25 protein-coding genes are annotated in these 26,333 nt (G+C 73.7%); 24 read left to right on the top strand and 1 reads right to left on the bottom strand.

What is annotated here, in order from left to right; translation table 11 throughout:
• Positions 1-6: 6 nt before the first annotated feature.
• The 20 genes from FIP57_RS15480 to FIP57_RS15385 all read left to right on the top strand — a co-directional run bounded on the left by FIP57_RS15480 (position 7) and on the right by FIP57_RS15385 (position 19,440).
• Complete coding sequence (locus FIP57_RS15480) at positions 7-1,524, top strand: UDP-N-acetylmuramoyl-L-alanyl-D-glutamate--2,6-diaminopimelate ligase (protein ID WP_148574747.1); 1,518 nt, start codon at positions 7-9, stop codon at positions 1,522-1,524.
• Complete coding sequence (locus tag FIP57_RS15475) at positions 1,521-2,948, top strand: UDP-N-acetylmuramoyl-tripeptide--D-alanyl-D-alanine ligase (protein WP_148574429.1); 1,428 nt, start codon at positions 1,521-1,523, stop codon at positions 2,946-2,948. Before FIP57_RS15480 ends, FIP57_RS15475 begins: the two co-directional genes overlap by 4 nt.
• Positions 2,945-4,009, top strand: coding sequence for a phospho-N-acetylmuramoyl-pentapeptide-transferase (mraY, locus tag FIP57_RS15470; protein ID WP_148574428.1), 1,065 nt, complete (start codon positions 2,945-2,947; stop codon positions 4,007-4,009). Before FIP57_RS15475 ends, mraY begins: the two co-directional genes overlap by 4 nt.
• On the top strand, positions 4,006-5,457 hold the full coding sequence (gene murD / locus FIP57_RS15465; protein WP_148574427.1) for a UDP-N-acetylmuramoyl-L-alanine--D-glutamate ligase: 1,452 nt from the start codon (positions 4,006-4,008) through the stop codon (positions 5,455-5,457). The genes mraY and murD overlap by 4 nt, the downstream gene beginning before the upstream one ends.
• Complete coding sequence (ftsW, locus tag FIP57_RS15460; protein ID WP_148574426.1) at positions 5,454-6,719, top strand: putative lipid II flippase FtsW; 1,266 nt, start codon at positions 5,454-5,456, stop codon at positions 6,717-6,719. The genes murD and ftsW overlap by 4 nt, the downstream gene beginning before the upstream one ends.
• 4 nt (positions 6,720-6,723) lie before the next feature.
• Complete coding sequence (gene murG / locus FIP57_RS15455; protein ID WP_148574746.1) at positions 6,724-7,809, top strand: undecaprenyldiphospho-muramoylpentapeptide beta-N-acetylglucosaminyltransferase; 1,086 nt, start codon at positions 6,724-6,726, stop codon at positions 7,807-7,809.
• Positions 7,806-9,260 carry a UDP-N-acetylmuramate--L-alanine ligase gene (gene murC, locus FIP57_RS15450; protein ID WP_148574425.1) on the top strand — a complete coding sequence of 485 codons (1,455 nt, stop codon included), beginning with the start codon at positions 7,806-7,808 and terminating at the stop codon, positions 9,258-9,260. The genes murG and murC overlap by 4 nt, the downstream gene beginning before the upstream one ends.
• Positions 9,257-10,027, top strand: a complete 771-nt coding sequence (locus tag FIP57_RS15445; protein ID WP_148574424.1) for a cell division protein FtsQ/DivIB — start codon at positions 9,257-9,259, stop codon at positions 10,025-10,027. Before murC ends, FIP57_RS15445 begins: the two co-directional genes overlap by 4 nt.
• A 256-nt stretch (positions 10,028-10,283) precedes the next feature.
• A complete protein-coding gene (gene ftsZ, locus FIP57_RS15440; RefSeq protein WP_148574423.1) occupies positions 10,284-11,510 on the top strand; it encodes a cell division protein FtsZ in 1,227 nt (408 codons plus the stop codon).
• Positions 11,511-11,526: 16 nt separating this feature from the next.
• Positions 11,527-12,279, top strand: coding sequence for a purine nucleoside phosphorylase YfiH/LACC1 family protein (locus FIP57_RS15435; RefSeq protein WP_148574422.1), 753 nt, complete (start codon positions 11,527-11,529; stop codon positions 12,277-12,279).
• Positions 12,276-12,980 carry a YggS family pyridoxal phosphate-dependent enzyme gene (locus FIP57_RS15430; protein WP_148574421.1) on the top strand — a complete coding sequence of 235 codons (705 nt, stop codon included), beginning with the start codon at positions 12,276-12,278 and terminating at the stop codon, positions 12,978-12,980. Before FIP57_RS15435 ends, FIP57_RS15430 begins: the two co-directional genes overlap by 4 nt.
• Positions 12,981-13,041: 61 nt before the next feature.
• The gene (locus FIP57_RS15425) at positions 13,042-13,542 is read left to right on the top strand and encodes a cell division protein SepF (RefSeq protein ID WP_148574420.1); all 501 of its coding nucleotides are present in this window, start codon (positions 13,042-13,044) and stop codon (positions 13,540-13,542) included.
• A gap of 48 nt (positions 13,543-13,590) precedes the next feature.
• A complete protein-coding gene (locus FIP57_RS15420) occupies positions 13,591-13,881 on the top strand; it encodes a YggT family protein (RefSeq protein WP_148574419.1) in 291 nt (96 codons plus the stop codon).
• 66 nt (positions 13,882-13,947) lie between these two features.
• Positions 13,948-14,754 (top strand): DivIVA domain-containing protein, encoded by an 807-nt coding sequence (locus FIP57_RS15415; protein ID WP_148574418.1) that lies wholly within the window; start codon positions 13,948-13,950, stop codon positions 14,752-14,754.
• 5 nt (positions 14,755-14,759) lie between these two features.
• Positions 14,760-15,233, top strand: a complete 474-nt coding sequence (locus FIP57_RS15410) for a GNAT family N-acetyltransferase (RefSeq protein WP_203231290.1) — start codon at positions 14,760-14,762, stop codon at positions 15,231-15,233.
• A 46-nt stretch (positions 15,234-15,279) separates the two neighbouring features.
• Complete coding sequence (locus FIP57_RS15405) at positions 15,280-16,350, top strand: hypothetical protein (protein WP_148574417.1); 1,071 nt, start codon at positions 15,280-15,282, stop codon at positions 16,348-16,350.
• Between the two features lie 66 nt (positions 16,351-16,416).
• Complete coding sequence (locus tag FIP57_RS15400; protein WP_148574416.1) at positions 16,417-16,821, top strand: TOBE domain-containing protein; 405 nt, start codon at positions 16,417-16,419, stop codon at positions 16,819-16,821.
• On the top strand, positions 16,818-17,576 hold the full coding sequence (gene modA / locus FIP57_RS15395) for a molybdate ABC transporter substrate-binding protein (RefSeq protein ID WP_148574415.1): 759 nt from the start codon (positions 16,818-16,820) through the stop codon (positions 17,574-17,576). Before FIP57_RS15400 ends, modA begins: the two co-directional genes overlap by 4 nt.
• The gene (locus FIP57_RS15390) at positions 17,573-18,370 is read left to right on the top strand and encodes an ABC transporter permease (protein ID WP_148574414.1); all 798 of its coding nucleotides are present in this window, start codon (positions 17,573-17,575) and stop codon (positions 18,368-18,370) included. Before modA ends, FIP57_RS15390 begins: the two co-directional genes overlap by 4 nt.
• Entirely contained in the window at positions 18,367-19,440 is a 1,074-nt protein-coding gene (locus tag FIP57_RS15385; RefSeq protein WP_148574413.1) for a sulfate/molybdate ABC transporter ATP-binding protein, read from the top strand. Before FIP57_RS15390 ends, FIP57_RS15385 begins: the two co-directional genes overlap by 4 nt.
• Positions 19,441-19,447: 7 nt before the next feature.
• On the opposite strand, the gene ileS is transcribed toward FIP57_RS15385, so the two are convergent.
• Positions 19,448-22,594, bottom strand: coding sequence for an isoleucine--tRNA ligase (gene ileS, locus FIP57_RS15380; protein ID WP_148574412.1), 3,147 nt, complete (start codon positions 22,592-22,594; stop codon positions 19,448-19,450).
• Positions 22,595-23,062: 468 nt separating this feature from the next.
• Between ileS and FIP57_RS24450 the strand changes: the two genes are divergently transcribed.
• The 4 genes from FIP57_RS24450 to FIP57_RS15360 are packed head-to-tail and all read left to right on the top strand — an operon-like array spanning position 23,063 to position 26,184.
• Positions 23,063-24,229: a TraR/DksA C4-type zinc finger protein gene (locus FIP57_RS24450; RefSeq protein ID WP_148574411.1), complete on the top strand. Its 1,167-nt coding sequence runs from the start codon at positions 23,063-23,065 to the stop codon at positions 24,227-24,229.
• Positions 24,202-24,783 carry a signal peptidase II gene (gene lspA / locus FIP57_RS15370; protein WP_148574410.1) on the top strand — a complete coding sequence of 194 codons (582 nt, stop codon included), beginning with the start codon at positions 24,202-24,204 and terminating at the stop codon, positions 24,781-24,783. The genes FIP57_RS24450 and lspA overlap by 28 nt, the downstream gene beginning before the upstream one ends.
• Entirely contained in the window at positions 24,780-25,724 is a 945-nt protein-coding gene (locus tag FIP57_RS15365; RefSeq protein ID WP_148574409.1) for an RluA family pseudouridine synthase, read from the top strand. Before lspA ends, FIP57_RS15365 begins: the two co-directional genes overlap by 4 nt.
• The gene (locus FIP57_RS15360) at positions 25,711-26,184 is read left to right on the top strand and encodes a GNAT family N-acetyltransferase (RefSeq protein ID WP_238993501.1); all 474 of its coding nucleotides are present in this window, start codon (positions 25,711-25,713) and stop codon (positions 26,182-26,184) included. Before FIP57_RS15365 ends, FIP57_RS15360 begins: the two co-directional genes overlap by 14 nt.
• Positions 26,185-26,333: the final 149 nt, after the last annotated feature.

Genomic DNA, 26,333 nt, shown 5'->3' with positions numbered 1-26,333 from the left:
GCCGTGATGGCCCACGTCACCACACCCCGTCCCGCGCAGCCTCCGCGCACCCCGCTCCGGTCGCTCGCGGCGACCGTCGGAGCCGACGCCACAGCCCTCGCCGACGCCGAGGTGACCGGCCTGACCCTCGACAGCCGGGCGGTCCAGCCCGGTGACCTCTACGTCGCCTCGCCGGGCGCGACGACCCACGGCGCCCGGTTCGCCGGGCAGGCGGTGGACGCCGGCGCGGTCGCGGTGCTGACCGACGCCGACGGCGCCGACCGGTGCCGCGGGGCCGGTGTGGCGGTGCCGGTGCTCGTCGTGCCGCGGCCCCGCTCGGTGCTCGGCGCCCTCGCTGCGCAGGTGTACGGCGCCCCCGCGGCGTCCCTGCGGCTCCTCGGCGTCACCGGCACCCAGGGGAAGACGACGACGACCCGACTGGCCGAGGCGGCGCTGCAGGCCGCGGGCCGGCGCGCGGCCGTGGTGGGCACCGTCGGGACCCGCGTCGACGGCGTGGACGTGCACTCCGCACTCACCACCCCCGAGGCGCCGGAGCTGCACGCGCTCTTCGCGGTGATGCGGGAGCGCGAGGTCGAGGCGTGCGCGATGGAGGTCTCGAGCCACGCCCTGGTGATGGGGCGGGTCGACGGGGTGGTCTTCGACCTCGCCGCCTTCACCAACCTCGGCCGCGACCACCTCGACTTCCACGCCGACGTGGAGGAGTACTTCGCGGCCAAGGCGGAGCTCTTCACCCCGGCCCGTGCCCGCCGCGCGCTCGTCAACGTCGACGACCCCTACGGCCGGATCCTCGCCGAGCGGGCGCTGGTCCCGACGACGACGTTCTCGACCACGGGGCGTGACGCCGACTGGCTCGCGCTCGACGTGGCGCCCACCGCCACCGGCTCGGAGTTCACCGTGCGCGGCCCCGACGGCGAGCACCGCACGGAGGTCACGCTGCCCGGCGAGTTCAACGTGGCCAACGCGCTCTGCGCCGTCGCCGGGCTCGCGGAGCTCGGCTACCCGGTCGAGGAGGTGACCGCGGCCCTGGGGCGGATCCCCGGCGTCCCCGGTCGGCTGGAGCCGGTCGAGGCCGGCCAGCCGTTCCTCGCGGTGGTGGACTACGCCCACAAGCCCGACGCCGTCGAGGCGGTGCTGACCAGCCTGCGCGGGCGGACCGCGGGGCGGCTGGTGATCGTGATCGGTGCCGGGGGAGACCGCGACCGCGGCAAGCGGCCCCTCATGGGGGAGATCGCGGCCCGGCTCGCCGACGTCCTCGTCGTCACCGACGACAACCCGCGCACCGAGGAGCCGGCGGCGATCCGCGCCGAGCTCCTCGCCGGCGCCCGTGACGGCACCGCGGAGGTGCACGAGGTCGGCGGCCGCCGGGACGCGATCCGGTTCGCGGTGTCGCTCGCCACCGAGGGGGACACCCTGGTGGTCGCGGGCAAGGGCCACGAGACCGGCCAGGAGGTGCAGGGCGTGGTGCACCCCTTCGACGACCGCGTCGTCCTCCGCGAGGCGATCGAGGAGCTGGTGGCGCGATGACCCCGATGACCCTGGCGCAGCTGTCCGAGGTCGTCGGCGGCACGGTGCACGACGCGGAGGACGGCGGCACAGGGCTCCGTGTCACCGGGCCCGCGACGATCGACAGCCGCGCGGTGGAGCCGGGCGGGCTGTTCGCCGCCTTCGTCGGCGAGCACGTCGACGGCCACGACTACGCGGCCTCCGCCGTGGAGGCCGGTGCCGCCGCGGTCCTGGGCTCACGACCGGTCGGTGTCCCCTCCGTCGTGGTGGACGACCCCGGTGCCGCGCTCACCGCCCTCGCCCGGCACGTGCTGGCCCGGCTCCCCGACGTGCAGGTCCTCGCCGTGACCGGCTCCCAGGGCAAGACGTCGACCAAGGACCTGCTCGCCGCGGTGCTCGCCGACGCGGCGCCGACGGTGGCCACCCGCGGATCGTTCAACAACGAGCTCGGGCTCCCTCTCACCGTGCTCCGCGCCGACCCCGGCACCCGGTTCCTGCTGCTGGAGATGGGCGCCCGCGGCATCGGCCACATCCGCACGCTCTGCGAGGTCGCCCGCCCCGACGTCGCGATGGTCCTCAACGTCGGCAAGGCGCACCTCGGCGAGTTCGGCACCCAGGCCGACATCGCCCGGGCCAAGGGCGAGCTGGTCGAGGCGCTGCCCGGCGACGGGGTCGCGGTGCTCAACGGCGACGACCCGCTCGTCGACGCGATGGCGTCGCGGACCGACGCGCGGGTGCTCCGGTTCGGCTCCACGGCCGGTGCCGACCTGCGCTGGTCCGACGTGCGGCTCGACGAGCGGGGGCACGCCTCGGTCGTGCTCCAGCACGCGGGGGAGCGGGTCCCGGTCGCGTTGCAGCTGGTCGGTGAGCACATGGCGGTCAACGCCGCTGCTGCCGCGGCCGCGGCCCTCTCCGTGGGGGTGCCGCTCGCCGACGCGGCGCGGTCGCTGTCCGCCGTACGCACGTTGTCGCAGTGGCGCATGGAGGTCCACGAGCGCGGTGACGGGGTCACCGTGGTCAACGACGCCTACAACGCCAACCCGGACTCGATGGCCGCGGCGCTCAAGGCGCTGGTCGCGATCGGAGGGGGCGCGCGGGCGCGGCGTCGGCGCACCATCGCGGTGCTCGGCGAGATGAAGGAGCTGGGCGAGTCGGGCGAGGCGGAGCACGAGGCGGTGGGCAGACTGGCCGTGCGGCTCGGCGTCGACCGGGTCGTCGCCGTCGGTGCTCCGGCCCGGGCGATCGGTGAGGGGGCCCGAGCCGAGGCCGGGTCGGGAGAGGAGAGGGCGGTCTTCGTGGACGACAACGAGGCGGCGGTCGCGCTGCTCCGCGGGGAGCTGCGCGACGGCGACGTCGTCCTGCTCAAGGCCTCGCGCGGCGCCCGGCTCGACCTCGTGGCCGCGGCCGTCCTCGACCAGGGGCTCGACGACGGAGCCGGCCGTTGAGAGCGATCCTCCTCTCGGGCGGGCTGGCCATGGTGCTGACCCTGCTCGGCACGGTGCTGGCGATCCGGGTCCTCGTCGCCAAGGGCTACGGCCAGCTGATCCGTGACGACGGCCCCACGACCCACCACACCAAGCGCGGCACGCCCACGATGGGCGGCACGGTCATCATCATCTCGGTGGTGCTGGCCTACTTCCTGGCCAACCTCCTGACCACCCGCACCCCGACCGCCTCGGGGCTGCTGCTGCTCTTCCTGCTGGTCGGGCTGGGGCTGGTCGGCTTCCTCGACGACTACATCAAGATCGCCAAGCAGCGCAGCCTCGGCCTCCGCAGCCGCGCGAAGATGACCGGCCAGGTCGTCGTCGCCGTTGTCTTCGCGGTCCTCGCGCTCCGGTTCCCCGACGACCGTGGTCAGACGCCGGCGTCGCGGTTCCTGTCGTTCACCCGTGACTGGGAGCGGTGGGAGCTGCCGGCGGTGCTCGTCGTGCTGCTGATCCTGCTGATGATCGCGGGCTCGTCCAACGCGGTGAACCTCACCGACGGGCTCGACGGGCTGGCCACCGGCGCGTCCACGATGGTGTTCGCCGCCTACACCGTCATGAACATCTGGCAGAACAACCAGTCCTGCGAGCTGACCCCGGGCAACACCTGCTACGAGGTCCGCGACCCGCTCGACCTCGCGATCATCTCCGCGGCGCTGACCGGCGCCTGCTTCGGCTTCCTGTGGTGGAACGCCTCGCCGGCGAAGATCTTCATGGGCGACACCGGGTCGCTGGCCCTCGGTGGCGTCCTCGCCGGGCTCGCGGTGATGACGCGCACCGAGCTGCTGCTGGTGGTGCTCGGCGGGCTGTTCGTGATGCAGACCCTGTCGGTGGTGCTGCAGGTGGGGTACTTCAAGGCGACGAAGGGGAAACGGCTGTTCCGCATGGCACCTCTGCACCACCACTTCGAGCTGCGCGGGTGGGACGAGATCACCGTCGTCATCCGGTTCTGGATCATCACCGGGCTCTGCGTCGCCGCCGGGCTCGGGATCTTCTACGCCGAGTGGGTGGCAGGCGCATGAGGGACCCGCACGCCCTGGGGCGCACCGACTCCTGGGAGGGGGTCCGCGCCGTCGTGGCCGGGCTCGGCGTCTCCGGGTTCGCCGCCGCCGACAACCTCACCCACCTCGGCGCCTCGGTGACGGTGCTCGACGACGCGGAGGCGGAGGGGGAGCGCGCCGAGAAGGCGACGCTGCTCGAGATCCTCGGCGCCACCCTGCGGCTGGGACCCGGCTCGACCGCCGAGCTCCCGGAGGACGTCGACGTCGTCGTCACCTCGCCGGGGTGGCAGCCCGACGCCCCGCTGCTCGCCGCGGCCGGCGCCCGTGGGGTGCCGGTGTGGGGCGAGGTCGAGCTGGCCTGGCGGCTGCGCCACCCCGACAACCCGGCGCCGTGGCTCGCCGTCACCGGCACCAACGGCAAGACCACGACCGTGCAGATGCTCGACGCGATGCTGCGTGCCGCGGGGCTGCGGTCGCAGGCCTGTGGCAACGTCGGGCTGCCCATCGTCGAGGCGGTCATGGACCCGACCCCCCACGACGTGCTCGCCGTCGAGCTCTCGAGCTTCCAGCTGCACTACACCTCCTCGATGCAGTGCGAGTCCGCGGCGGTGCTCAACGTCGCCGAGGACCACCTCGACTGGTACTCCTCGCTCGAGGAGTACGCCGCGGACAAGGGCCGGATCTACCAGGACGTCGAGCGGGCCTGCGTCTACAACGTCGCCGACCCGGTCACCGAGCAGCTGGTCCGCGACGCCGACGTCGTCGAGGGCGCGCGGGCGATCGGCTTCACCCTCGGCGTCCCCGGAGTCGGCATGGTCGGGCTGGTCGACGACGTCCTCGCCGACCGGGCCTTCGTGGAGGAGCGGCGGACCAGCGCCGCCGAGCTCTGCACGGTCGGCGACCTCGCCTCCGACGCGCCGCACTTCATCGCCAACGCGCTCGCCGCCGCGGCGCTGGCGCGCGCCCACGGGGTCCCCCCGGTCGCGGTGCGCCAGGCGTTGCGCGAGTTCCGCCCCGACGGGCACCGGATCGCCGACCTCGGCCAGGTCGGGGGCGTGGGCTGGGTCGACGACTCCAAGGCGACCAACCCGCACGCCGCGAAGGCGTCGCTGCTGGCCTACGAGTCCGTGGTGTGGGTCGCCGGCGGGCTCGCCAAGGGCGCCTCGTTCGACGACCTCGTGGAGGCCGCCCGGTCGCGGCTGCGCGGAGCGGTGCTCCTCGGCCGCGACCGCGACGTGATCGCCGCCGCGCTGCGGCGACACGCGCCCGATGTCCCGGTGATCGACGTGGGCGACGACGAGACTGGGGCGATGGACCGCGTGGTCCGGGCGGCCGCCGACCTCGCCCAGCCGGGCGACACCGTGCTGCTCGCCCCGGGGTGCGCGTCCATGGACATGTTCGCGAACTACGGCGCCCGCGGGGACGCCTTCGCGGAGGCGGTGGACCGGCGACGGAGAGGCTCCACGTGACGACGACGGCGGACAAGCCCCCGGTCACGCGACCAGGGACCGGGCGGACGCCGGTGGCGGCCTGGACGGCCACGGTGCGCGAGTCGCTCGACCGGCCGCTGACGTCGTACTACCTGCTCCTCGGCTCGGCCGGGCTGCTGCTCGTCATCGGGCTCGTGATGGTGCTGAGCTCGTCCAGCGTCTGGTCCTACGAGCTCTACGGCAACAGCTACTCGACGTTCCTCAAGCAGCTCACCTGGGTGATCATCGCGGCGCCGTGCGTGCTGGTCGCCGTCCGGCTGCCGCACAAGCTCCTCAAGGCGCTGGCGTGGCCGGCGCTGCTGGTCTCGGTGGTGCTCCTGGCACTGACCCAGACCTCGCTCGGCGTGACCGTCAACGGCAACAAGAACTGGCTGGCCCTCGGGCCGGTGCAGATCCAGCCCGCCGAGCTCGCCAAGCTGGCGGTGATCCTCTGGTGCTCGAGCATCTATGCCACCAAGGAGCGGATCCTGGGGGACTGGCGGCACACGCTGTTCCCCGTGGTCCCCGTCATGGGGCTGGTCATCGGGCTGGTCGTCCTCGGCCACGACCTCGGCACCGCGCTGGTCCTCATGGCGATCGTGCTGGGGCTGCTCTGGGTGGTCGGCGCGCCGACCCGGCTCTTCGTCGGCTCGATCCTCGTGGCCGGCGCCGCCGCCCTCGGGCTCGCGGCCACCTCCGAGGAGCGGATGGAGCGGCTGACCAGCTTCGCCGACCCGTTCGCGTCGTTCCAGGGCGCCGGTTGGCAGGCGGCCCACGGGATCTTCGCGATGTCGAGCGGCGGCCTGTTCGGCAAGGGGATCGGCGCCAGCCAGCAGAAGTGGGGCGACCTCCCGGCCGCCCACACCGACTTCATCTTCGCCGTGCTCGGCGAGGAGCTCGGGCTCGTCGGCACGCTGCTCGTGCTCGGGCTCTTCCTGACCCTGGCGTACGCCGGGTTCCGCGTCGCGCGGCGCACCCGGGACCCGTTCGCCCGCTACATGGCGGCCGGCATCACGCTGTGGATCAGCGCCCAGATGATGATCAACGTCGGCATGGTGCTCACCCTGCTGCCGGTGATCGGCATCCCGCTCCCGCTGGTCTCCTACGGCGGCAGCGCGCTGGTGCCCTCGCTGGTCGCGCTCGGGTTCCTCGTCTCGTTCGCCCGCCACGAGCCGGGCGCGCAGGCGGCGCTGCGCGACAAGCGGAGGCGCCGGGTCAACGGCGTGACCGCGGGCGGGGTCTCCCGTCGCAGCCGTGGCTGAGCCGTTGCGGGTGCTGATGGCCGGAGGCGGCACCGCCGGCCACACCTCGCCCCTGCTCGCCACCGCCGATGCGGTGCGCCGCCTGGCGCCGGACGCGGAGGTCACCGCCCTCGGCACGCCGCGCGGTCTCGAGGTGCGGGTGGTCCCGGAGGCCGGCTACCCGCTGGAGCTCGTCCCGCCGGTGCCGCTGCCAAGGAAGCCCTCCGTCGACCTGCTCAAGGTGCCGGGCCGGCTCCGCGGGGCCTACCGGGCGGCGCTCGACGTCGTCGACCGGCTCCGCCCCGACGTCGTCGTCGGGTTCGGCGGCTACGTCTCGGTCCCGGCCTACCTCGCGGGCCGGCGTCGCCGGGTCCCGCTGGTCGTCCACGAGGGCAACGCCCTCCCGGGCATCGCCAACAAGCTCGGCGCGCGGTTCACCGAGCACGTCGCCACCAGCTTCCCCGACACCCGGCTGCGCCACGGCCGCTACCTCGGGCTGCCGATCCGACGGCTGGTCTCGACCCTCGACCGCCCCGCCAGGCGCGCGGAGGCGCGGGAGCAGTTCGGGCTCGACCCCGACCGTCCGACCCTCCTCGTCACCGGGGGCTCCCAGGGGGCCCGCCGCATCAACGGGGCCGTGGCCGCCGCCCAGCCCACGCTCGCCGGGGCCGGGGTCCAGGTCCTGCACGTCGTCGGCCCCGCGGGTGAGGCGGCCGTCGACCCGGCGCCGGGTGCCCCGCCGTACGTCGTGTTGCCGTACGTCGACCGCATGGACCTCGCCTACGCCGCGGCCGACCTGGTGGTCTGCCGGGCGGGCGCGAACACGGTGACCGAGGTGGCCTCCGTCGGGCTGCCGGCGGTGTTCGTGCCGCTGCCGATCGGCAACGGCGAGCAGGCCCTGAACGCCCGACCGGTCGTCGACGCCGGAGGCGGGCTGCTCGTCGACGACGCAGCGCTGACCCCCGAGTGGGTGGCCGCGACCGTCCCGGACCTGCTCGCCGACCGCGACCGGCTCGCCGCGATGTCGGCGGCCGCCGCCGACCTCGTGCCCCGCCACGCCGACGAGCAGCTCGCCCGGATGGTGCTCGCCGCCGGGGGGTGGCACGGATGAGGGTCGAGGTGCCCGACGAGCTGCTGCCCGCCGACCGGCTCGGCCGCGTCCACTTCGTCGGCATCGGCGGCGCCGGGCTCTCCGGCATCGCGCGGATCATGCTGGCCCGCGGCATCACGGTGAGCGGCAGCGACGCCAAGGAGTCGCGGACGCTGGAGGCCCTGCGCGCCCTCGGCGCCCGGGTCCACGTCGGCCACCGCGCCGAGCAGGTCCGCGACGCCGACACCGTGGTGGTCTCCACGGCGGTCCGCGAGGACAACCCCGAGGTGGTCGAGGCGCGGCGCCAAGGGCTGCGGCTGCTGCCGCGGTCGGCCGCGCTGGAGTCGGTCATGCAGGGCCGCCGCGTCGTCGCGGTCGCCGGCACCCACGGCAAGACCACGACCACCTCGTTGCTCACCGTTGCGCTGCAGCACTGCGGGGCCGACCCGTCGTTCGCGATCGGCGGGGAGCTCAACGAGCTCGGGGCGAACGCCCACGACGGCAGCGGCGAGCTGTTCGTCGCCGAGGCCGACGAGAGCGACGGCGCCTTCCTCGTCTACTCGCCCGACGTCGCGCTGGTGACCAACGTCGAGGCCGACCACCTCGACAACTACGGCTCCGAGGAGGCCTACCACGAGGCGTTCCGGACGTTCCTCGACCGGATCCGCCCCGGCGGCTACCTCGTCGCCTGCGTCGACGACCCCGGCGCGGCGGAGCTGGCCCGGGTCGCCGCGGACCGCGGCATCGAGGTCGTCACCGTCGGCGAGTCGTCGGAGGCCGACCTGCGCGCGGTCGGGCTGACCTTCTCCGGGCGGTTCTCCAGCTTCGCCGTCGTCGACAGCGGGCGCCGGCTGGGCACGGTCCGGCTCCAGATCCCCGGCCGCCACTACGTCCTGGACGCGATGGCGGCGCTCGGCGCGGGGCTGCGGCTCGGCTTCGGTTTCGAGGTGCTCCGGCGCGGGCTCGAGTCGTTCACCGGGACCCGCCGGCGGATGGAGCTGAAGGGCGAGGTCGGCGGAGTGCGGGTCTACGACAGCTACGCCCACCACCCCAACGAGATCGCCGGCGACCTGCAGGCCGCCCGTTCGCTGGCAGGGGAGGGGAGGGTCGTCGTGGCCTTCCAGCCGCACCTGGTCTCCCGGACCCGTATCTTCGGCCCCGCGATGGGCGAGGCGCTCGGCGCGGCCGACGAGGTGGTCGTCATGGACGTCTACGTCGCGCGCGAGGACCCCGAGCCCGGCATCAACGGGGCGATGGTCGCCTCGAACGTCCCGCTCGGCGCTGACCACGTACGGTTCGAGCCGTCGTGGTCCAGGACGCCCGAGCTGCTCGCCGACCTGGCCCGCCCCGGCGACCTCGTCCTGACGCTCGGTGCCGGTGACGTCACGCTCGTCGCGCCTGAGGTGCTGCTGCTGCTCGAGGAGCGGCTGCGCCGTGGTGAGCTCCGCGAACCCGAGGAGGACCGCCCGTGACCCCCACCCAGACCCAGACCCACCCCGCGGCCTCCGCGGTCGAGCCGCCCGTCGAGGCGAGCCGGCGCCGGTTCCTACGCCGGCGCCGCGCGCTGCGCCGCCGGCTGTGGTTCCGGCTGCTGCTGGCGGTCCTCGGGGTCGGGCTGGTCGCGGGGCTGGTCTGGTTGGTCTTCCTCAGCAGCGTGCTCGCGGTCAAGGGCGCCGAGGTCCGGGGGACGTCGTTCCTCAGCGACGCCGAGGTGACCGAGGTGGCGCAGGTCCCCGAGGGGGTGCCGCTGGCCCGGGTCGACCTCGACGCGATCGAGGCGAGGGTGGAGTCGCTGGCCGCCGTACGGTCGGTGGAGGTGGGGCGCGGCTGGCCCGACCGGGTGACGATCGAGGTCACCGAGCGCACCGCCGTGGCCGCGGTCTCCCGCGAGGGGCAGTGGGAGGGGATGGACTCCACCGGGATGCTCTTCCGGAGCTACGACGAGCAGCCCGAAGGGCTCCCGGAGGTCCGGATGCTCCGGCCCACCACCTCCTCCGACGCGCTCGCCGAGGCCGCCGCTGTCGTCTCCTCCCTGCCTGACGAGCTGCTCGGACGGGTCCAGCACGTCGGTGTCGCCACCATCGACACCATCGACCTGACGCTGCGCAGCGGCGCGGTCGTGCACTGGGGGAGCGCGGACCTGAGCGCGGAGAAGGCCGAGGTGCTGACCCTCCTGCTCGAGGAGAAGGCGCGGGAGTACGACGTCACCGCGCCCGGGCGGCCCACGCTCCGCAAGTAGCCCCGGGACACCAGCCTCGCGACACGCCCGGGTGCGCCGACGCGCCGGGAATTCCGGGCCATTTGTCGACACGCCTGCGTGTCGGGACGGCGAGAGGTCGGCGCTCGCCTAGTTTCTTCCGCAGGCACGAGGTTGACATAACTATAACCCTCTACTTCAGGGTTAGGGTTGCGACACACCGAAGGGCCTCTTCCCCAGACCAGATCAACACGTAGCCGCCGGAGCACCGGGGGCGGACAACGAGAGGGACCCTGCCGTGGCAGCACCGCAGAACTACCTGGCCGTCATCAAGGTCGTCGGGATCGGTGGCGGTGGCGTCAACGCCGTGAACCGGATGATCGAGGTGGGGCTCAAGGGTGTCGAGTTCATCGCGATCAACACCGACGCCCAGGCGTTGCTGATGAGCGACGCCGACGTCAAGCTCGACATCGGCCGCGAGCTCACCCGCGGCCTCGGCGCCGGCGCCAACCCCGACGTCGGCGGCAAGGCCGCCGAGGACCACGCCGAGGAGATCGAGGAGGTGCTCAAGGGCGCCGACATGGTCTTCGTGACCGCCGGCGAGGGCGGTGGCACCGGCACCGGCGGCGCGCCCGTCGTGGCCCGCATCGCCCGCTCGCTCGGAGCGCTCACGATCGGTGTCGTCACCCGGCCGTTCGCCTTCGAGGGGCGCCGTCGCGCCAACCAGGCCGAGGAGGGGATCGCCGGGCTCCGCGAGGAGGTCGACACCCTCATCGTGATCCCCAACGACCGGCTGCTCTCGATCAGCGACCGCAACGTCTCGGTCCTCGACGCCTTCAAGCAGGCCGACCAGGTGCTCCTCCAGGGCGTCTCGGGCATCACCGACCTGATCACCACCCCGGGGCTGATCAACCTCGACTTCGCCGACGTGAAGTCGGTGATGCAGAACGCCGGCTCCGCGCTGATGGGGATCGGGTCGGCCCGGGGGGAGGACCGCGCGGTGGCGGCGGCCGAGATGGCGGTGTCCAGCCCGCTGCTCGAGGCCTCCATCGAGGGCGCCCACGGCGTGCTGCTGTCGATCGCGGGCGGCTCGGACCTCGGGCTCTTCGAGATCAACGAGGCAGCCGCGCTGGTCTCCCAGGCCGCACACGCCGAGGCGAACATCATCTTCGGTGCGGTCATCGACGACGCTCTCGGCGACGAGGTGCGGGTGACCGTGATCGCCGCCGGGTTCGACGGCGGGATGCCGAAGCGGCGCAACGAGGTGCACCAGGCGCGACGCGAGCCGATGCCGTCCCAGAGCCAGGCGGAGACCCGCCAGGCAGCGGCGTCGCTGCGCCGGGAGCCCGCGACCACCTCGGGCTACTCCAGCGCCCCGGCGGCGCGCCCGTCGTTCGGGTCGACCCCGTCCGCTCCGGCGCCCGCGCGTGGCGACCAGCAGCGGCCGGCCGGGACGCCGTCGTCGGTCCGTCCTGCCCGCCCGGCGGTCGAGGACGACCTCGACGTGCCCGACTTCCTGAAGTAGGAGGTGCCTCGGCCCCGTGCTCGCCTTCCAGGACCGCCGCGGCTCGGTCGAGGTCGCCTTCACCGACCGCTTCGGGGGCGTCAGCACGGGGCCGTACGCCGAGCTCAGCCTCAAGGTCCCGGCCCACGTGGCCGCGCGCACCGCGGAGCACACGAGGCTGACGGCCGAGGTGGCGGCGAACCTCGACCTGGTGGCCGCCGCGGTCGCGAGGGACGCGTTCGACGGGCTGCGGGGGATCGTGGTGATGCACCAGGTGCACGGCGCGACCGTCGTCGTGGACCCGGGGGTCGGCGAGCCGGAGTGCGACGGGGTCGTCGCCGACGAGCCCGGCTGGCTGCTCGCGGCGCGGGCCGCGGACTGCGTGCCGGTGATGGTCGCCGATCCGGTCCGCGGGCTGGTGGCCGCGGCCCACGCCGGGCGTCAGGGGTTGGTCGCGGGGGTGGTGCCGAACGCGGTCGCCGCGCTGCGGGAGCGGGGCGCCACCGAGCTGGTCGCGTGGATCGGCCCGCACGCGTGCGGTCGGTGCTACGAGGTGCCGGCCGCGATGCGCGCCTCGGTGGCCGAGGTCGTGCCCGCCGCCTTCTCGGAGACCTCGTGGGGGACCCCGGCGGTCGACCTCGGCGCCGGTGTCCGGGCACAGCTGGTCGAGGCCGGTGCCGAGGTCGTGGAATTCACCCCGTGCACGATCGAGGACGAGCGGTTCTACTCCTTCCGCCGCGAGGGCGAGGAGTCCGGCCGGCACGCCGGGCTGGTCTGGGTGCGGCCGTGAACGACCGACGCGACGAGCTCGCGCGCGGACTGGCGGCCGTCCACGAGCGCATCGCACGCAGCTGCGCCACCGCCGGGCGCCCGGCCGAGGAGGTCACGCTCGTCGTGGTCACCAAGTTCTTCCCGGCCTCCGACGTCCGGCTCCTCCACGAGCTCGGCGTCCGCCACGTCGCGGAGAACCGCCACCAGGAGGCGGTCGCCAAGCGCGAGGAGTGCGCCGACCTGGGGCTCACGTGGCACTTCGTGGGCGGGCTGCAGAGCAACAAGGCCGCGGCGGTCGGGGGGTGGGCGGACGTGGTCCAGTCGGTCGACCGGCCGAAGCTCCTCCCGGGGCTCACCCGCGCCGCCCACGAGCGCGACCGTCCGCTCGACGTGCTCCTCCAGGTCAGCCTGGACCCGCCCGGCTCGGGCACCGGCCGGAGCGGGGTGGCCCCGGCGGGGGCGGGTGCGCTCGCGGCGGCGGTGCAGGGGGCGGAGGGGCTCAGGCTCCGGGGAGTGATGGGCGTGGCGCCGCTCGGCGGTGACCCGGCGGAGGCGTTCGCCCTGCTGGCCCGGGTGGCGGGCGACGTACGAACGGTGGAACCGGCGGCGACGTGGGTCTCCGCCGGCATGAGCGGGGACCTCGAGGCCGCTGTCGAGGCGGGCGCGACACACGTCCGTGTCGGCAGCGCGGTCCTCGGAAACAGACCATCCCGGCGGTAGCCTCACGGTGACTGCCGGGCACTTACGGGACAGCAGCGACAGACGTGGCAGGAGCGAATTCATGAGCGGCGCGATGCGCAAGATGGGTGTCTACCTGGGCCTCCTCGAGGACTCCGGTCGTTACGACGAGGAGTACGACGAGCTCGAGCCCGAGACCCCCGAGCAGGAGCGCCGTCCTGCTCCGGTGAGCCAGCTGGCGGAGCGGCGCCGTGCGGGCGGCCCCACGGGCGCGACCGCCGTGGCGCAGCAGCCGACCGTGGTCCCCGGCCCTCGGCTGGCCGAGCTGTCCCGGATCACGACGTTGCACCCGACGACGTACAACGAGGCCCGCGTCATCGGCGAGAACTTCCGCGACGGCATCCCGGTGATCATGAACCTCTCGGAGATGAGCGACGCCGACGCCAAGCGGCTCGTGGACTTCGCGGCCGGGCTGGTCTTCGCCGTCCACGGCACCATCGAGCGGATCACCAACAAGGTGTTCCTGCTGTCGCCGCCCAACGTCTCGGTCGCCGCGGAGGACAAGCAGCGCATCGCCGAGGACGGCTTCTTCAACCAGTCCTGACGCCCCGCTGACCTTGCCGCTTCCCCCACCTCGTTAGGGTTCGCTCTCGTGGAGATAGTCGGCGGGATCATCAACCTGGTGCTCAGGATCTTCCTGATCCTGCTGTTCGCCCGGTTCGTCGTCGACTGGGTCCAGGTTTTCGCCCGCAACTGGCAGCCCCGCGGCGCGGTGCTCGTGGTGCTCGAGATCATCTACAGCGCGACCGACCCGCCCATCAAGTTCATCCGGCGCTTCGTGCCTCCGCTGCGGCTCGGCTCGATCATGCTCGACACGAGCTTCATCATCGTGCTGATCTCCTGCTACCTGCTGCTCGAGCTGAACCGCGTCGTCTTCTTCTGACCGGGTCGACTAGCGTCGTCCCCGCACGTCGACCAGCCCCTTCCCGACCAGCCGAGGTGACCTCCCATGCCCTTGACGCCCGAGGACGTCAGCAACAAGCGCTTCACGACCGTCCGGCTCCGCGAGGGCTACGACATGACGGAGGTCGACCAGTTCCTCGACGAGGTCGAGACCGAGCTGCGCCGGCTGACCAAGGAGCTCGAGGCGCTGCGCGGGGGAGGTGGTGCCCCGGCGCCCGCTGAGGACGCCACTCCTGCGGTCGGTCCGACAGACGCGCCCGTCGAGGAGCCCGCGAAGGCAGAGGCGGCGGAGGTCGCCCCGCCCACCGCGGGCGGGGTCGCACCCACCCCTGCAGCCACCCCGGGCACGCCCCCCGCCACCGCGGCCGTGACATCGACCCCGACCCGGGAGACCCTCACGGTCACGACGACCGCCGAGGCGTCCGCCGCCGCGACCCGGCTTCTCGAGCTCGCCGGCCGCAACGCCGACCAGCTGGTCGAGGAGGCCGAGCAGCAGGCCGAGCAGATCGTCGGCAGCGCCCGGACGCGTGCCGAGGAGCTCGACGCCGAGACCGAGCAGCGGCGGGAGCAGCTGCTCGGCGAGATCGAGCGGCAGCGGACCGAGCTCACCGGGCAGATCGACGAGCTGCGCACGTTCGAGCGCGAGTACCGCGCCGAGCTCCGCACCTACTTCGAGGACCAGCTCGCCGCGCTCGAGGGTCAGGGCGCCGGCGGGCACCTGAGCCACCCCGACCGCGACGCCGCCCCCGCCGATGACGCTGCCGAGGACGCCGAGGCCGGCTCGAACGTCGCGCCGGAGAGCGCGGGCGAGACGCCCGACGCCGGCGGCGAGGGCGAGCACCACCAGGGCTGACGCTCGTGGCCGAGACGCTCACCCCCGGGTCGCCGGCCGGCTCCTTCGCGGCCGCCGGCCAGCTGCTCCACGACTTCAACCGGGAGTACGACGAGCCGTCGCCCCCGCCCGCCGAGGTCGCGGCCCGGCTGACCGACCTCGTCGGCGCCGACCAGGTGGTGGTGCTCCTCGCCCGCGACCGTGCGACCAACGCACCGGTCGGCGTCGCGGTGCTGCGCGTGCAGCCCTCGATCTTCACCCCGGCGAGCGAGGCCTACCTCGCCGAGCTCTACGTCGTGCCCGACCGCCGCGGCCAGGGGTACGGCCGGGAGCTGATCACCGAGGCGCTGGAGCTCGCGCGGGAGCAGGGCGCCGACTACGCGTTCCTCGTCACCAGCGAGGAGGACGGGCTCGCCCAGCGACTCTACGAGGCGGCCGGCTTCCGGCGCACCGAGGGGGAGGGCGGGCCGCTGATGCTCGCCTACGAGCGCGACCTCTGACCACAGGTCCGTTCCGGCGCGGCGCCGGAGCGGCCATGCTGGGGCGATGGTGCAGGTGCGGGCCCCGCTCCCGGTGCGGCGCGACCGTGTCGCGGACCGGCGCCGCCACCCCGTCCCGGGTCGCACGGTCAGCGCCCACGAGGCGGTGCTGCGGTTGCAGCGGGAGGCCGGGAACCGGGCGGTCACCCGGCTGCTCGGCGGTGCCGGTCACGCGGGTCGTCGGCTGGTCCAGCGCGCGCCCGAGAACCCGCCCGTCACGACGCTCACGCCGAGCGGGACCCTGACGCCCGCGCAGTGGACCACTGCCTACCGGGCGGCGGTGGCGAAGCCGACCGTGGCGGCCTACGAGGCGCTCTTCCGCGACATCGCGGTGACCGCCGGGATGCGGCAGCTCCCGGGCTTCGACCTGACGACGATCCCGGTCTCCGACGGCAAGACCGCGAAGCCGGGGCTGAACCTCACCCTCGAGCCCGCGGAGACCGGTCACACGGCGTGGGTGGACCGCAACGGCACGTTCGGCGTCCGGCTCCGCCCGACGAGGAAGCAGCCGCCGGACGTCGGCATCGCGATCCTCCTCGGGCCCCTCGCGCTCGACGCCGACAAGGGGCTGTCGCTGCGCACGGTCCGCCACGAGATGGTGCATGCCTGGCACAAGGTGAAGGTGCTCGAGGCGGTGCGTGGCTGGCAGGCGTCACGAGCGAAGGTCGGGCTCGACGCCTGGCTCGAGACCCAGGTCGAGCGCGGGACGATGACCGACCTCGACCTCGCCCTGGTCAGCAAAGGCGCGCAGGACGCGGTCTCCGACACCGAGGTGCTCGCCTACGTCGAGGGGTTCAGCCAGGACTTCCACCGCCGGGCCCCGACGATGGCGGCCGCGACCTTCTCCTTCTTCGAGCTGCTCGGCGTCGTCGAGACCCGGAAGGTGTTCCCCTGGTCCAACGCCGACCCGGCCGTCCGGCGGGAGGCACTGGCCCGGCTCCGTGACTACCGCGCCACCCTCGGTCCCGACCACCAGCGGCTGTGGAAGGAGTGGCTGGACCGCGAGCGCGGCAAGACGGTGAAGAACCAGCCGGGTCGCACGGAGTTCCTGACCGCACTGGCGGCCTTCGTGGTCTGACCTGGCTCCGCACCATCGAACCATCACGGTGGGACAGTCCGTGGTTGCGGCTCTATCCTGCTGCTCATGCCGCAGATGAGGATCCGAGACGCCGCCGCCTACCTCGGCGTCAGCGACGACACGGTGCGCCGCTGGATCGACCAGGGGCTGCTGACCGCGGCGACCGACGGCTCCGGGCGGAAGGTGGTGGACGGGTTCGAGGTCGCCCAGGTCGCTCGCCGCCACGCCGCGCCGCCGCCGCTGCCCGGCGGGCTCGCCAGCTCGGCCCGCAACCGGCTCGTCGGGCTGGTCACCGACGTCCGCAAGGACGCGGTGATGGCCCAGGTCGAGCTGCAGTGCGGGCCGTTCCGGGTGGTCTCGCTGATGTCGAGCGAGGCGGTCGAGGAGCTCGGCCTCGAGCCGGGCTCGGTCGCCGTCGCGGTCGTGAAGTCGACCAACGTCGTGGTGGAGACGGCGGAGGGCGGGGCGTGAGCCGCTGGCTGGTGCCGGTGCTCGTGCCCGCCGTCGTCCTGGGGCTCGCGGGGTGCGGGGCCGGCGGCCGCGACGACGGGCGTACGACGCTCGTGGTCTACGCGGCCGCGTCGCTGACCGCGACCTTCGAGCAGCTGGGAGAGCGGTTCGAGGCCGAGCACGAGGGCGTCGACGTCGAGCTCGCGTTCGCCGGCTCGTCCGACCTCGTCGCACAGCTCCAGGGCGGTGCGCCGGCCGACGTCCTCGCCTCCGCCGACGAGACGACCATGCAGAAGGCGGTCGACGACGGGCTGGTGGCGGGCGGGCCCCGGGTCTTCGCCACGAACACGATGCGGATCGCCGTACCCCCGGACAACCCGGCGGGCGTGGAAAGCCTGGAGGACCTCGCGGCAGGCGACCTCGCGCTCGTCGTCTGCGCGCCGCAGGTCCCGTGCGGCGCAGCGGCGCAGGAAGTCGCCGAGACCGCCGGGGTGACCCTGGCACCGGTCAGCGAGGAGCAGTCGGTGACCGACGTGCTCGCGAAGGTCAGCTCGGGCGAGGCCGATGCCGGGCTGGTCTACGTCACCGACGTCCTCGCCGCCGGCGACGCCGTGCGGGGGATCGACTTCCCGGAGTCCGGCGCGGCGGAGAACGCCTACCCCGTCGCGGTCCTGGAGGAGGCCGACGAGCCGGAGCTGGCCCGGGAGTTCGTCGACCTGCTGCTCGGCGACGAGGGGCGGCGGGTCCTGGCCGACGCCGGGTTCGGGACGCCGTGACCGCGCGGCGCGCCCGCCCCGAGCCCGGAGTGCCGGGGTGGATCCACGTCCCCGCCCTCGTCGGGGCTGCGTTCGTCCTGCTGCCGCTGGTGGCGGTCGTCTCGCGGGTCGAGTGGGGCAGCTTCCTCGAGCTCGTCACCTCCGAGGCATCCCGGGACGCCCTGGTGCTCAGCCTGCAGACCTCGGCGGCGAGCACCGTGCTCTGCCTGCTGCTCGGCGTCCCGATGGCCGTGGTCCTGGCCCGCACCGAGCTCCCCGGGCTCGGGGTGCTCCGCTCCCTGGTCCTGCTGCCGCTCGTGCTGCCCCCGGTCGTCGGGGGGATCGCCCTGTTGTACACGTTCGGCCGCCGGGGGTTGCTGGGCGAGACCGTCGAGGCGCTCGGGTTCCAGGTCGCCTTCTCCACCGTCGCCGTCGTGCTGGCCCAGACCTTCGTCGCGCTGCCGTTCCTCGTGGTCAGCCTCGAGGGCGCGCTCCGCACCGCGGGACGTCGCTACGAGGTGGTCGCCGCGTCGCTGGGAGCCCGTCCCACGACCGTGTTCCGCCGGGTCACCCTGCCGCTCGTGCTGCCGGGGCTGGTGTCCGGGGCGGTGCTGTCCTTCGCCCGGGCGCTGGGGGAGTTCGGGGCGACGATCACCTTCGCCGGCAGCCTGCAGGGCGTGACGCGGACGCTCCCGCTCGAGATCTACCTGCGGCGGGAGACCGATGCCGACGCGGCCGTCGCGCTCTCGCTGGTCCTCGTCGTCGTGGCGGTCGTGGTGATCGGGTTCGCGCGGCAGGGGAGGACAGCCCTGTGACGGCCACGCGCGCTGGGGCGCTCGAGCTTGAGGCGCAGGTCGCCGACCGCGGGGTCGACGTCGCGCTCACCGTGGCGCCGGGGGAGACTGTCGCCCTGCTGGGACCGAACGGCGCCGGGAAGTCGACGGTGCTCTCCCTCGCCGCCGGACTGCTGCGCCCGGACACGGGGCGGGTCGCCCTGGACGGCCGGGTCCTCGCCGCGTCGGGCCCCGGGGCGGCGCGCGCCTGGGTGCCGCCCCACGACCGGCACGTCGCGCTGATGGCCCAGGACCCTCTGCTGTTCCCGCACCTGACCGTGCGGGACAACGTGGCCTTCGCGCCGCGGAGCAGGGGTGCCGGTCGCGCCGAGGCCCGGGACGCTGCCCACCACTGGCTCGCGGAAGTGGGAGTGGCCGAGCTCGCGGACCGGCGCCCGGCCCAGCTCTCCGGCGGCCAGGCGCAGCGGGTGGCGGTCGCGCGGGCGCTCGCTGCCGAACCGAGGCTGCTCCTCCTCGACGAGCCGATGGCCGCGCTCGACGTCGCCGTCACCCCGGCGCTGCGCCAGACGCTCCGCCGGGTGCTCGCCGGGCGCAGCGTCCTCCTGGTCACCCACGACGCGCTCGACGCGCTCCTGCTCGCCGACACCGTCGTCGTCGTCGACGGCGGGCGTGTCGTCGAGCGCGGGCCGGCCGCCGAGGTGCTCGCGCGGCCGCGGAGCGACTTCGCCGCCCGCGTCGCCGGGCTCAACCTGCTCCGGGGGACCTGGCGCGGCGACGCCGTCCACACCGCGAACGGGCTCGCCGTGCACGGCCGGGCGACCGGCCCCGCCCCCGCGGACGGCGACCCCGCGGTGGCGGTCTTCTCGCCGAGCGCGGTGTCGGTCTTCCGCGAGCCCCCGGGCGGCAGCCCGCGCAACGCGCTGGCCAGCGTCGTCACCGACGTCGAGCCGCACGGCGACCGGATCCGGCTCCGCGCCGGCGAGGTCAGCGCCGACGTCACCGCCCAGGCGGCGGCCGAGCTCGACCTGGCGCCCGGCGCGCGGGTGACGTTCACCGTGAAGGCGGGGGAGGTGTCGGTCTACCGGCTCTGACGGCTCCTCAGACCCGCGCCACCGCGAAGCTCAGCCCGAGGTCGTCGTCGCGGCGCAGGTCGCCGTCCGGGGCGGTCTCGGTCACCGTCGTCGCGAGCACCTCGTCCGCCACCGCGGCCTGGTGCTCCCGCAGCGCTGCGGCGAGGTCGCCCGACGCGTCGTCGGCCTGCCAGACGAGGGTGATCCGATCGCTGACGTCGAAGCCGCTCGACTTCCGCGCCTCCTGCACCAGCCGGACCACCTCGCGGGCGAGCCCCGCCCGCACCAGCTCCGGGGTCAACGTGAGGTCGAGCGCCACCGTCTCGCCCTGCTCGTTGACCACCGACCAGCCTTCACGCGGCCGCTCGCTGAGGATCACCTCGTCCGGGAGCACCTCGACGGCCTCGCCCTCGACGTCCACGGTCGCCCGGCCGTCCGCGGCGAGCGCGGCGGCGAAAGCCGACGCATCGGCGGCCGCGATCGCGGCCGCCACCAGCGGGGTCCGCTTGGCGAACCGCTTGCCGAGCGCCCGGAAGTTCCCCTTCGCGCTGTGGTCCACCAGGTCGCCGGCCGACGACAGCGGCTCGAGCGAGCCGACGTTGAGCTCGTCCGCAACCTCGGCGCGGAGCTCCTCGCCCAGCCGCTCGTACGCCGCGGTGGGGACCAGGGCCCGGGCCAGCGGCTGGCGGGTCCGCACCTTGGCGTCCGCCCGCGCCGCCCGGCCGAGCTCCACCAGCCGGCGGGCCAGCGCGACACCGTCCGACAGCGCCGCGTCGGCACCCGCGGAGGCCACCGGCCACGAGGCCAGGTGCACCGACTCGGCGGCCGACGGGTCGACCGACCGCACGACGTCCTGCCAGACCCGCTCGGTGACGAACGGCGTGAGCGGCGCCATCACGCGGGTAAGAGTGTCGAGGGTCTCGTGCAGCGTGGTCAGTGCGGCCACGTCGCCGTTCCAGAACCGGCGGCGGGAGCGGCGCACGTACCAGTTCGAAAGGTCGTCGACGAACTGGCTGACCTCCGCGCCCACCCGCTGGGTGTCGAACCGCTCCAGGGCCTCGGTCACGACGCCGACCAGCCGGGCCGTCTCGGCGTGCAGCCACCGGTCGAGGACCGGCCGCTCGGCCACCCGCGGCGCCTCGGCCGAGCCCGGCGTCCACCCGGCCGTACGGGCGTAGAGGACGTGGAACGCGACCGTGTTCCAGTAGGTCAGCAGCACCTTGCGGACCGTCTCCTGGATCGTCGCGTGGCCGACCCGGCGCGCGACCCACGGCGAGCCGGAGGCCGCCATGAACCAGCGCACCGCGTCCGCGCCGTGCTCGTCCATCAGCGGGATCGGCTCGAGGATGTTGCCGAGGTGCTTCGACATCTTCCGGCCGTCCTCGGCGAGGATGTGGCCGAGGCACACGACGTTCTTGTAGCTGTTGCGGTCGAACACCAGGGTGTTGACCGCCATCAGCGTGTAGAACCAGCCGCGGGTCTGGTCGATCGCCTCGCAGATGAAGTCGGCCGGGAACGCCTTCTCGAACCGCTCCGCCGACCCCTCGACGTGCGGGTAGCCCCACTGGGCGAACGGCATGGAGCCGGAGTCGAACCAGGCGTCGATCACGTCGGGCACGCGGCGCGCCTCGGCCCCGCAGGTGGGGCAGTCGAAGACGACCTCGTCGACGAACGGGCGGTGCGGGTCGAGCCCGGACTGGTCGGTGCCGGTCAGCTCCGAGAGCTCCTTCAGCGAGCCCACGCAGACCTGGTGGTCGTCGGCGCACCGCCAGATCGGCAGCGGGGTGCCCCAGTAGCGGCGCCGCGACAGCGCCCAGTCGATGTTGTTGTTCAGCCAGTCGCCGTAGCGGCCCCACTTGACGTTCTCGGGGTACCAGTTGGTCCGCTCGTTCTCGCGCAGGAGCTCCGCCTTGCGCTGCGTCGTGCGGACGTACCAGGACGGCTGGGCGTAGTACATGAGCGGCGTGTGGCACCGCCAGCAGTGCGGGTACGAGTGCTCGTACGCCACGTGCCGGAACATCAGCCCGCGCTCCTCGAGGTCGCGGACGAGCGCGGCGTCGGCGTGCTTGAAGAAGTCGCCGCCCACCAGGGGCAGCCCGTCGGCGAAGTGGCCGTCCGGCTGGACCGGGTTCACCACCGGGAGGCCGTACGAGCGGCAGACCCGCATGTCGTCCTCGCCGAACGCGGGGGACTGGTGGACCAGCCCGGTGCCGTCCTCGGTGGTGACGTAGTCGGCGAGCACCACGTAGTGCGACCTGCCCCCGTCGGCGGCCGGCGGGAACTCCAGCAGCTCGAACGGGCGGGAGTACTCCCACCGCTCCATGTCGGCCCCGCGGAACCTGTCGGTGACCTCCCAGCCCTCGCCGAGCGCCTTCTCGACGAGCGGCTCGGCGACGACCAGCGTCTCCCGACCGTCCGTCGCGACGACGTAGTCGACCTCCGGGTGGGCCGCCACCGCGGTGTTGGAGACCAGGGTCCACGGCGTCGTCGTCCACACCAGCAGCGCCGCGCGGCCGGCCAGGGGGCCGCTGGTGAGCGGGAACCGGACGTAGACGCTCGGGTCGGTGACGGTCTCGTAGCCCTGTGCCAGCTCGTGGTCGGACAGCCCGGTGCCGCAGCGGGGGCAGTACGGCGCCACCCGGTGGTCCTCGACGAGCAGCCCCTTGGCGTGGATCTGCTGGAGGGCCCACCACACCGACTCGACGTACTGCGGCGACATCGTGACGTAGGGGTCGTCCATGTCGACCCAGTAGCCCATCCGCTCGGTCATCGCCTCGAACATGTCGACGTTGCGGAGGACCGACTCGCGGCACTTCGCGTTGAACTCGGCGACGCCGTACGCCTCGATGTCCTGCTTGCCGGAGAAGCCGAGCTCCTTCTCCACGGCCAGCTCGACCGGGAGGCCGTGGCAGTCCCAGCCGCCCTTGCGCTCCACGCGGTACCCCTGCATGGTGCGGAACCGTGGGAAGACGTCCTTGAAGACGCGTGCCTCGACGTGGTGGGTGCCGGGGACGCCGTTCGCCGTCGGCGGCCCCTCGTAGAAGGTCCAGGGGTCGGCGCCCTCACGCGCGGCCATCGACTTGGCGAAGGTGTCGTTCGCCTCCCAGTAGGCCAGGACGTCGCGCTCGAGGGCGGGCAGGTCGACCTGCGGGGGAACGGCGGGGTACTCGCTCACGGGGCCTCTTCGTCTTCTCGCTCGGCTGGTCAAGCCTGTCGAAACCTGACGAAGGGACGAGCCCGGTGTCCCGGCCCCGCGGTACCACCCTCCTTGGTGCCCGGACGGGCACCCGCTTCCTTGGCCGTCGCTGCCGGTTCTACCCGCGCCCGTGGGCCCGCTCTTCCGGCGGCTCAGGGTGATCTTCCCTCCGGACAACACCCCTGGGCTTCCACCGTCCCCAGGTCGCTGCCGGCTGTGCTCGGAGGTACTCGTCCCGTCGACGCCTTGCGACTCCGTCCAGTGTGCCAGAGGCCGGTCGCCGCCGTCGCGGCGATTGCGGGTCACCCGGGCGTGGCCGGTTGCCCGGACGTGACGAGCGCCATATCCTCACGGCGCAAGTGCGGCACGGGACGCACATTCGTCAGGTTGTTCGACTCGGGGGAACGAGCTGCCGGCGACCGAGTACGACGTCGACAGGAGTGCGCGATGGCTCGGACGACAGCCGGGAAGCTCGCCAGCAAGACCGCCGGAGCCGCCAAGCGGGTGACCGCCGGGGTGGCGAAGAGGGCCGGTCGGGGCGCGACCTCCTCGAAGACGACCACCTCGGCCAAGAAGGCCGCCAAGCAGGCGAAGCCGGTCACGAAGTCCACTCCGCCGGCGAAGGTCACGCGGTCGGCGGCGACCAGCGCTGCGGGCAAGAAGACCGCCTCGAAGACTGCTTCGAAGGCGGCAGCCGCCGGGACCGCCGCGAAGCGCTCCGGCACGCGGTCCACGCCCCCGGTCCAGCAGGGGACCGCGAAGAAGGCGACGGCGGCGAAGAAGACCGCGACCAAGGCGACGAAGGCGACGAAGGCGGCCGGCAAGGCGGCGACCAAGGGCGCCGCGTCGGCCACGAAGGCCACGGCGAGGAAGGCCACGGCGAAGAAGGCCACCGCGAAGAAGGCCACCGCGAAGAAGGCCACCGCGAAGAAGGCCACCGCGAAGAAGGCGACGGCGAAGAAGGCGACGGCGAAGCGGACGAGCGCGGCCTCGAGCGCGACGTCGAGCGCGACGTCGAGCGCGAAGAAGGCCGCGAGCAAGGCCCCCGCGGCACCGGCGAAGAAGGGGTCGCCGGCCGCGAAGAAGGCGACCGCGCAGGCCACCAAGAAGGCCGCCCCGACGAAGAAGAGCACGGCGAAGAAGACCGCGGATGCCGCGAAGGCGGCGGGCGGCGGGAGCCGGATCCGCAAGGCCGCCTCCTCGGCGGCCCGGCAGTCGCCGGCCACGCTGGCCGTCAAGGCCGACGAGTCGCCGTGGACCGAGGCGGAGCTCGACGAGGTGCGCGCCGAGCTCACCGCCGACGTCGAGCGGCTCAAGGAGGAGCTCGACCTGGCCGAGCGCGAGCTCGACGACCTGATGCGGGACGCCGGCGACGGCGCCGGCAACGACCAGGCCGACGTGGGGTCGACGACCTTCGAGCGCGACCACGAGATGAGCCTGGCGAACAACGCCCGGACGATGCTCACCCAGACCGAGCACGCGCTGGAGCGGATCGCCGACGGCACCTACGGCATCTGCGAGAGCTGCGGCCAGCCGATCGGCAAGAATCGGCTGATGGCGTTCCCCCGTGCGACACTGTGCCTGACATGCAAGCAGCGCGAGGAGCGTCGCTGAACCCCAGCGACCCTGATCGAAGACGCGCGTCCCGTCGAGCCCTCACGATCTTCGTCGTCGTCGCTCTCCTCGCCTACGGCGTGGACCTGCTGACCAAGACGCTGGCGTTGCGCCACCTCGACCCGCAGGACCCCGTGCCGCTCGTCGGCGAGCTCCTCGAGCTCCGGCTGGTGCGGAACCCCGGCGCGGCCTTCAGCATGGGCACCTCGTTCACCGCGGTGCTCACCGTCGTCGCGGTGGTCGCCGTCGTCGTGGTGCTGGTCCTGGCCCGGCGGCTCGGTGACCGGTTCTGGGCGTTCGGCCTCGGGTGCCTCCTCGGCGGGGTGCTCGGGAACCTGACCGACCGGGTCTTCCGGGAACCGAGCTTCATGCACGGCCACGTCGTCGACTTCCTGGCGCTGCCCAACTGGCCGGTCTTCAACGTCGCCGACATCTGCATCAACGTCGCGGCGGGCGTGATCATCCTCCAGGCGCTGCGCGGGATCACGCTCGGCGGCGAGCGGGCCGAGGACGACCGCGACGCCGCGTCGGTGGCGGACCGGGAGCGGTCGTGAGCGAGGGGGCCGCGGTCGACCGGCGGACCCTACACGTGCCCGACAGCCTGGCGGGGGAGCGGGTCGACGCGGTCATCTCCCGGCTGTTCGGCCTCTCCCGCAGCCGCGCGGCCGAGCTGATCGCCCAGGAGCTGGTGCACCTCGACGGCCACACCGTCGCGAAGTCCGAGCGGGTCGGGGGCGGTGCGGTGCTCGACATCGCGATCCCGGCCGCGGTCGACCCGGTCGCGGTGGTGCCGGAGATCGTCGAGGGGATCAAGATCATCCACGACGACGACGCGCTCGTCGTGATCGACAAGCCGGTCGGCGTCGCCGTCCACCCCAGCCCGGGCTGGTCGGGGCCGACGGTCGTCGGCCACCTCGCCGCCGCGGGGTTCCGGATCGCCACCAGCGGGGCGTCCGAGCGCCAGGGCATCGTGCAGCGGCTCGACGTCGGCACCTCGGGCGTCATGGTGATCGCCAAGTCGGAGTACGGCTACTCCCGGCTCAAGAACGCCTTCCGGCGGCGCACGGTCGACAAGGTCTACCACGCCCTCGTCCAGGGGCACCCGGACCCGCTCCGCGGCACGATCGACGCCCCGATCGGCCGGCACCCGAAGTTCGACCACAAGTTCGCGGTGATGCCCGACGGCAAGCACAGCGTCACCCACTACGAGACCCTCGAGGCGCACCGGTTCGCCAGCCTGCTCGAGGTCACCCTCGAGACGGGGCGCACCCACCAGATCCGGGTGCACATGCAGGCGCTCAAGCACCCCTGCGTCGGAGACCCGCTGTACGGCGGCGACCCGGTGCTCGCGGAGCGCCTCGGCCTGGTCCGGCAGTGGCTGCACGCCGTACGCCTCGGGTTCGAGCACCCGGAGTCCGGTGAGTACGTCGAGTACGAGTCGGAGTACCCCGAGGACCTCCAGCACGCCCTGGACCTCATCCGTGAGCTCTACTGACCGCAGGCTCGTGCTGCGGCCGGCCGAGCCGGACGACGCCGACGAGGTCGCCGGGGTGTACCTCGCCGCCCGCCGCGCCGCAGCCGCCTCCGGCGCGATGCCGCCCCCGGTCCACCCCGACCACGAGGTCCGTGCCTGGCTGGCCGCCCGGACCGCGGCCGACGAGACCTGGGTGGCCGAGCAGGACGGTGCCGTCGTGGGCTACGCCCGGTTCACCGCCGAGTGGCTGGACGACCTCTACGTCCACCCCGACCACGCCGGCGGCGGGGTCGGCTCGGCGCTCCTCGAGCTCGTCCGGGGGCTGCGTCCGGGCGGCTTCGGGCTGTGGGTCTTCGAGTCGAACGCGGGGGCCCGCCGGTTCTACCGGCGGCACGGGCTCGTCGAGGTCGAGCGCACCGACGGCTCCGGCAACGAGGAGCGCGCGCCCGACGTCCGCATGGTCTGGCCCGACCCGGCCTGACCACGGAATGTCGGTGCGGGGTGCCACGCTCGGTCGCGTACGCTGAGCGTCTTCCCCCAAGGGTGGGGCTGCCCGCTCAGCCCGGTCGCTCCGCCGTGCTCGGCGGGGCGCGCGGGAAGCACGACCGACCGAGGGAAGGGGCGCAGTTC

The organism is Nocardioides caldifontis (assembly GCF_008087345.1).
GTDB classification, from domain to species: domain Bacteria; phylum Actinomycetota; class Actinomycetes; order Propionibacteriales; family Nocardioidaceae; genus Marmoricola_A; species Marmoricola_A caldifontis.
This window is presented reverse-complemented; position numbering and strand designations above follow the sequence as displayed.

Excerpts from the sequence above, each read along its gene's own strand:
- FIP57_RS15425 (WP_148574420.1), top strand. The coding sequence starts at position 13,042 with ATGAGCGGCGCGATGCGCAAGATGGGTGTCTACCTGGGCCTCCTCGAG.
- FIP57_RS15480 (WP_148574747.1), top strand. The coding sequence starts at position 7 with ATGGCCCACGTCACCACACCCCGTCCCGCGCAGCCTCCGCGCACCCCG.
- FIP57_RS15475 (WP_148574429.1), top strand. The coding sequence starts at position 1,521 with ATGACCCCGATGACCCTGGCGCAGCTGTCCGAGGTCGTCGGCGGCACG.
- lspA (WP_148574410.1), top strand. The coding sequence starts at position 24,202 with ATGCAAGCAGCGCGAGGAGCGTCGCTGAACCCCAGCGACCCTGATCGA.
- FIP57_RS24450 (WP_148574411.1), top strand. The coding sequence starts at position 23,063 with ATGGCTCGGACGACAGCCGGGAAGCTCGCCAGCAAGACCGCCGGAGCC.
- murC (WP_148574425.1), top strand. The coding sequence starts at position 7,806 with ATGAGGGTCGAGGTGCCCGACGAGCTGCTGCCCGCCGACCGGCTCGGC.
- FIP57_RS15415 (WP_148574418.1), top strand. The coding sequence starts at position 13,948 with ATGCCCTTGACGCCCGAGGACGTCAGCAACAAGCGCTTCACGACCGTC.
- FIP57_RS15400 (WP_148574416.1), top strand. The coding sequence starts at position 16,417 with ATGCCGCAGATGAGGATCCGAGACGCCGCCGCCTACCTCGGCGTCAGC.
- murD (WP_148574427.1), top strand. The coding sequence starts at position 4,006 with ATGAGGGACCCGCACGCCCTGGGGCGCACCGACTCCTGGGAGGGGGTC.
- FIP57_RS15405 (WP_148574417.1), top strand. The coding sequence starts at position 15,280 with ATGGTGCAGGTGCGGGCCCCGCTCCCGGTGCGGCGCGACCGTGTCGCG.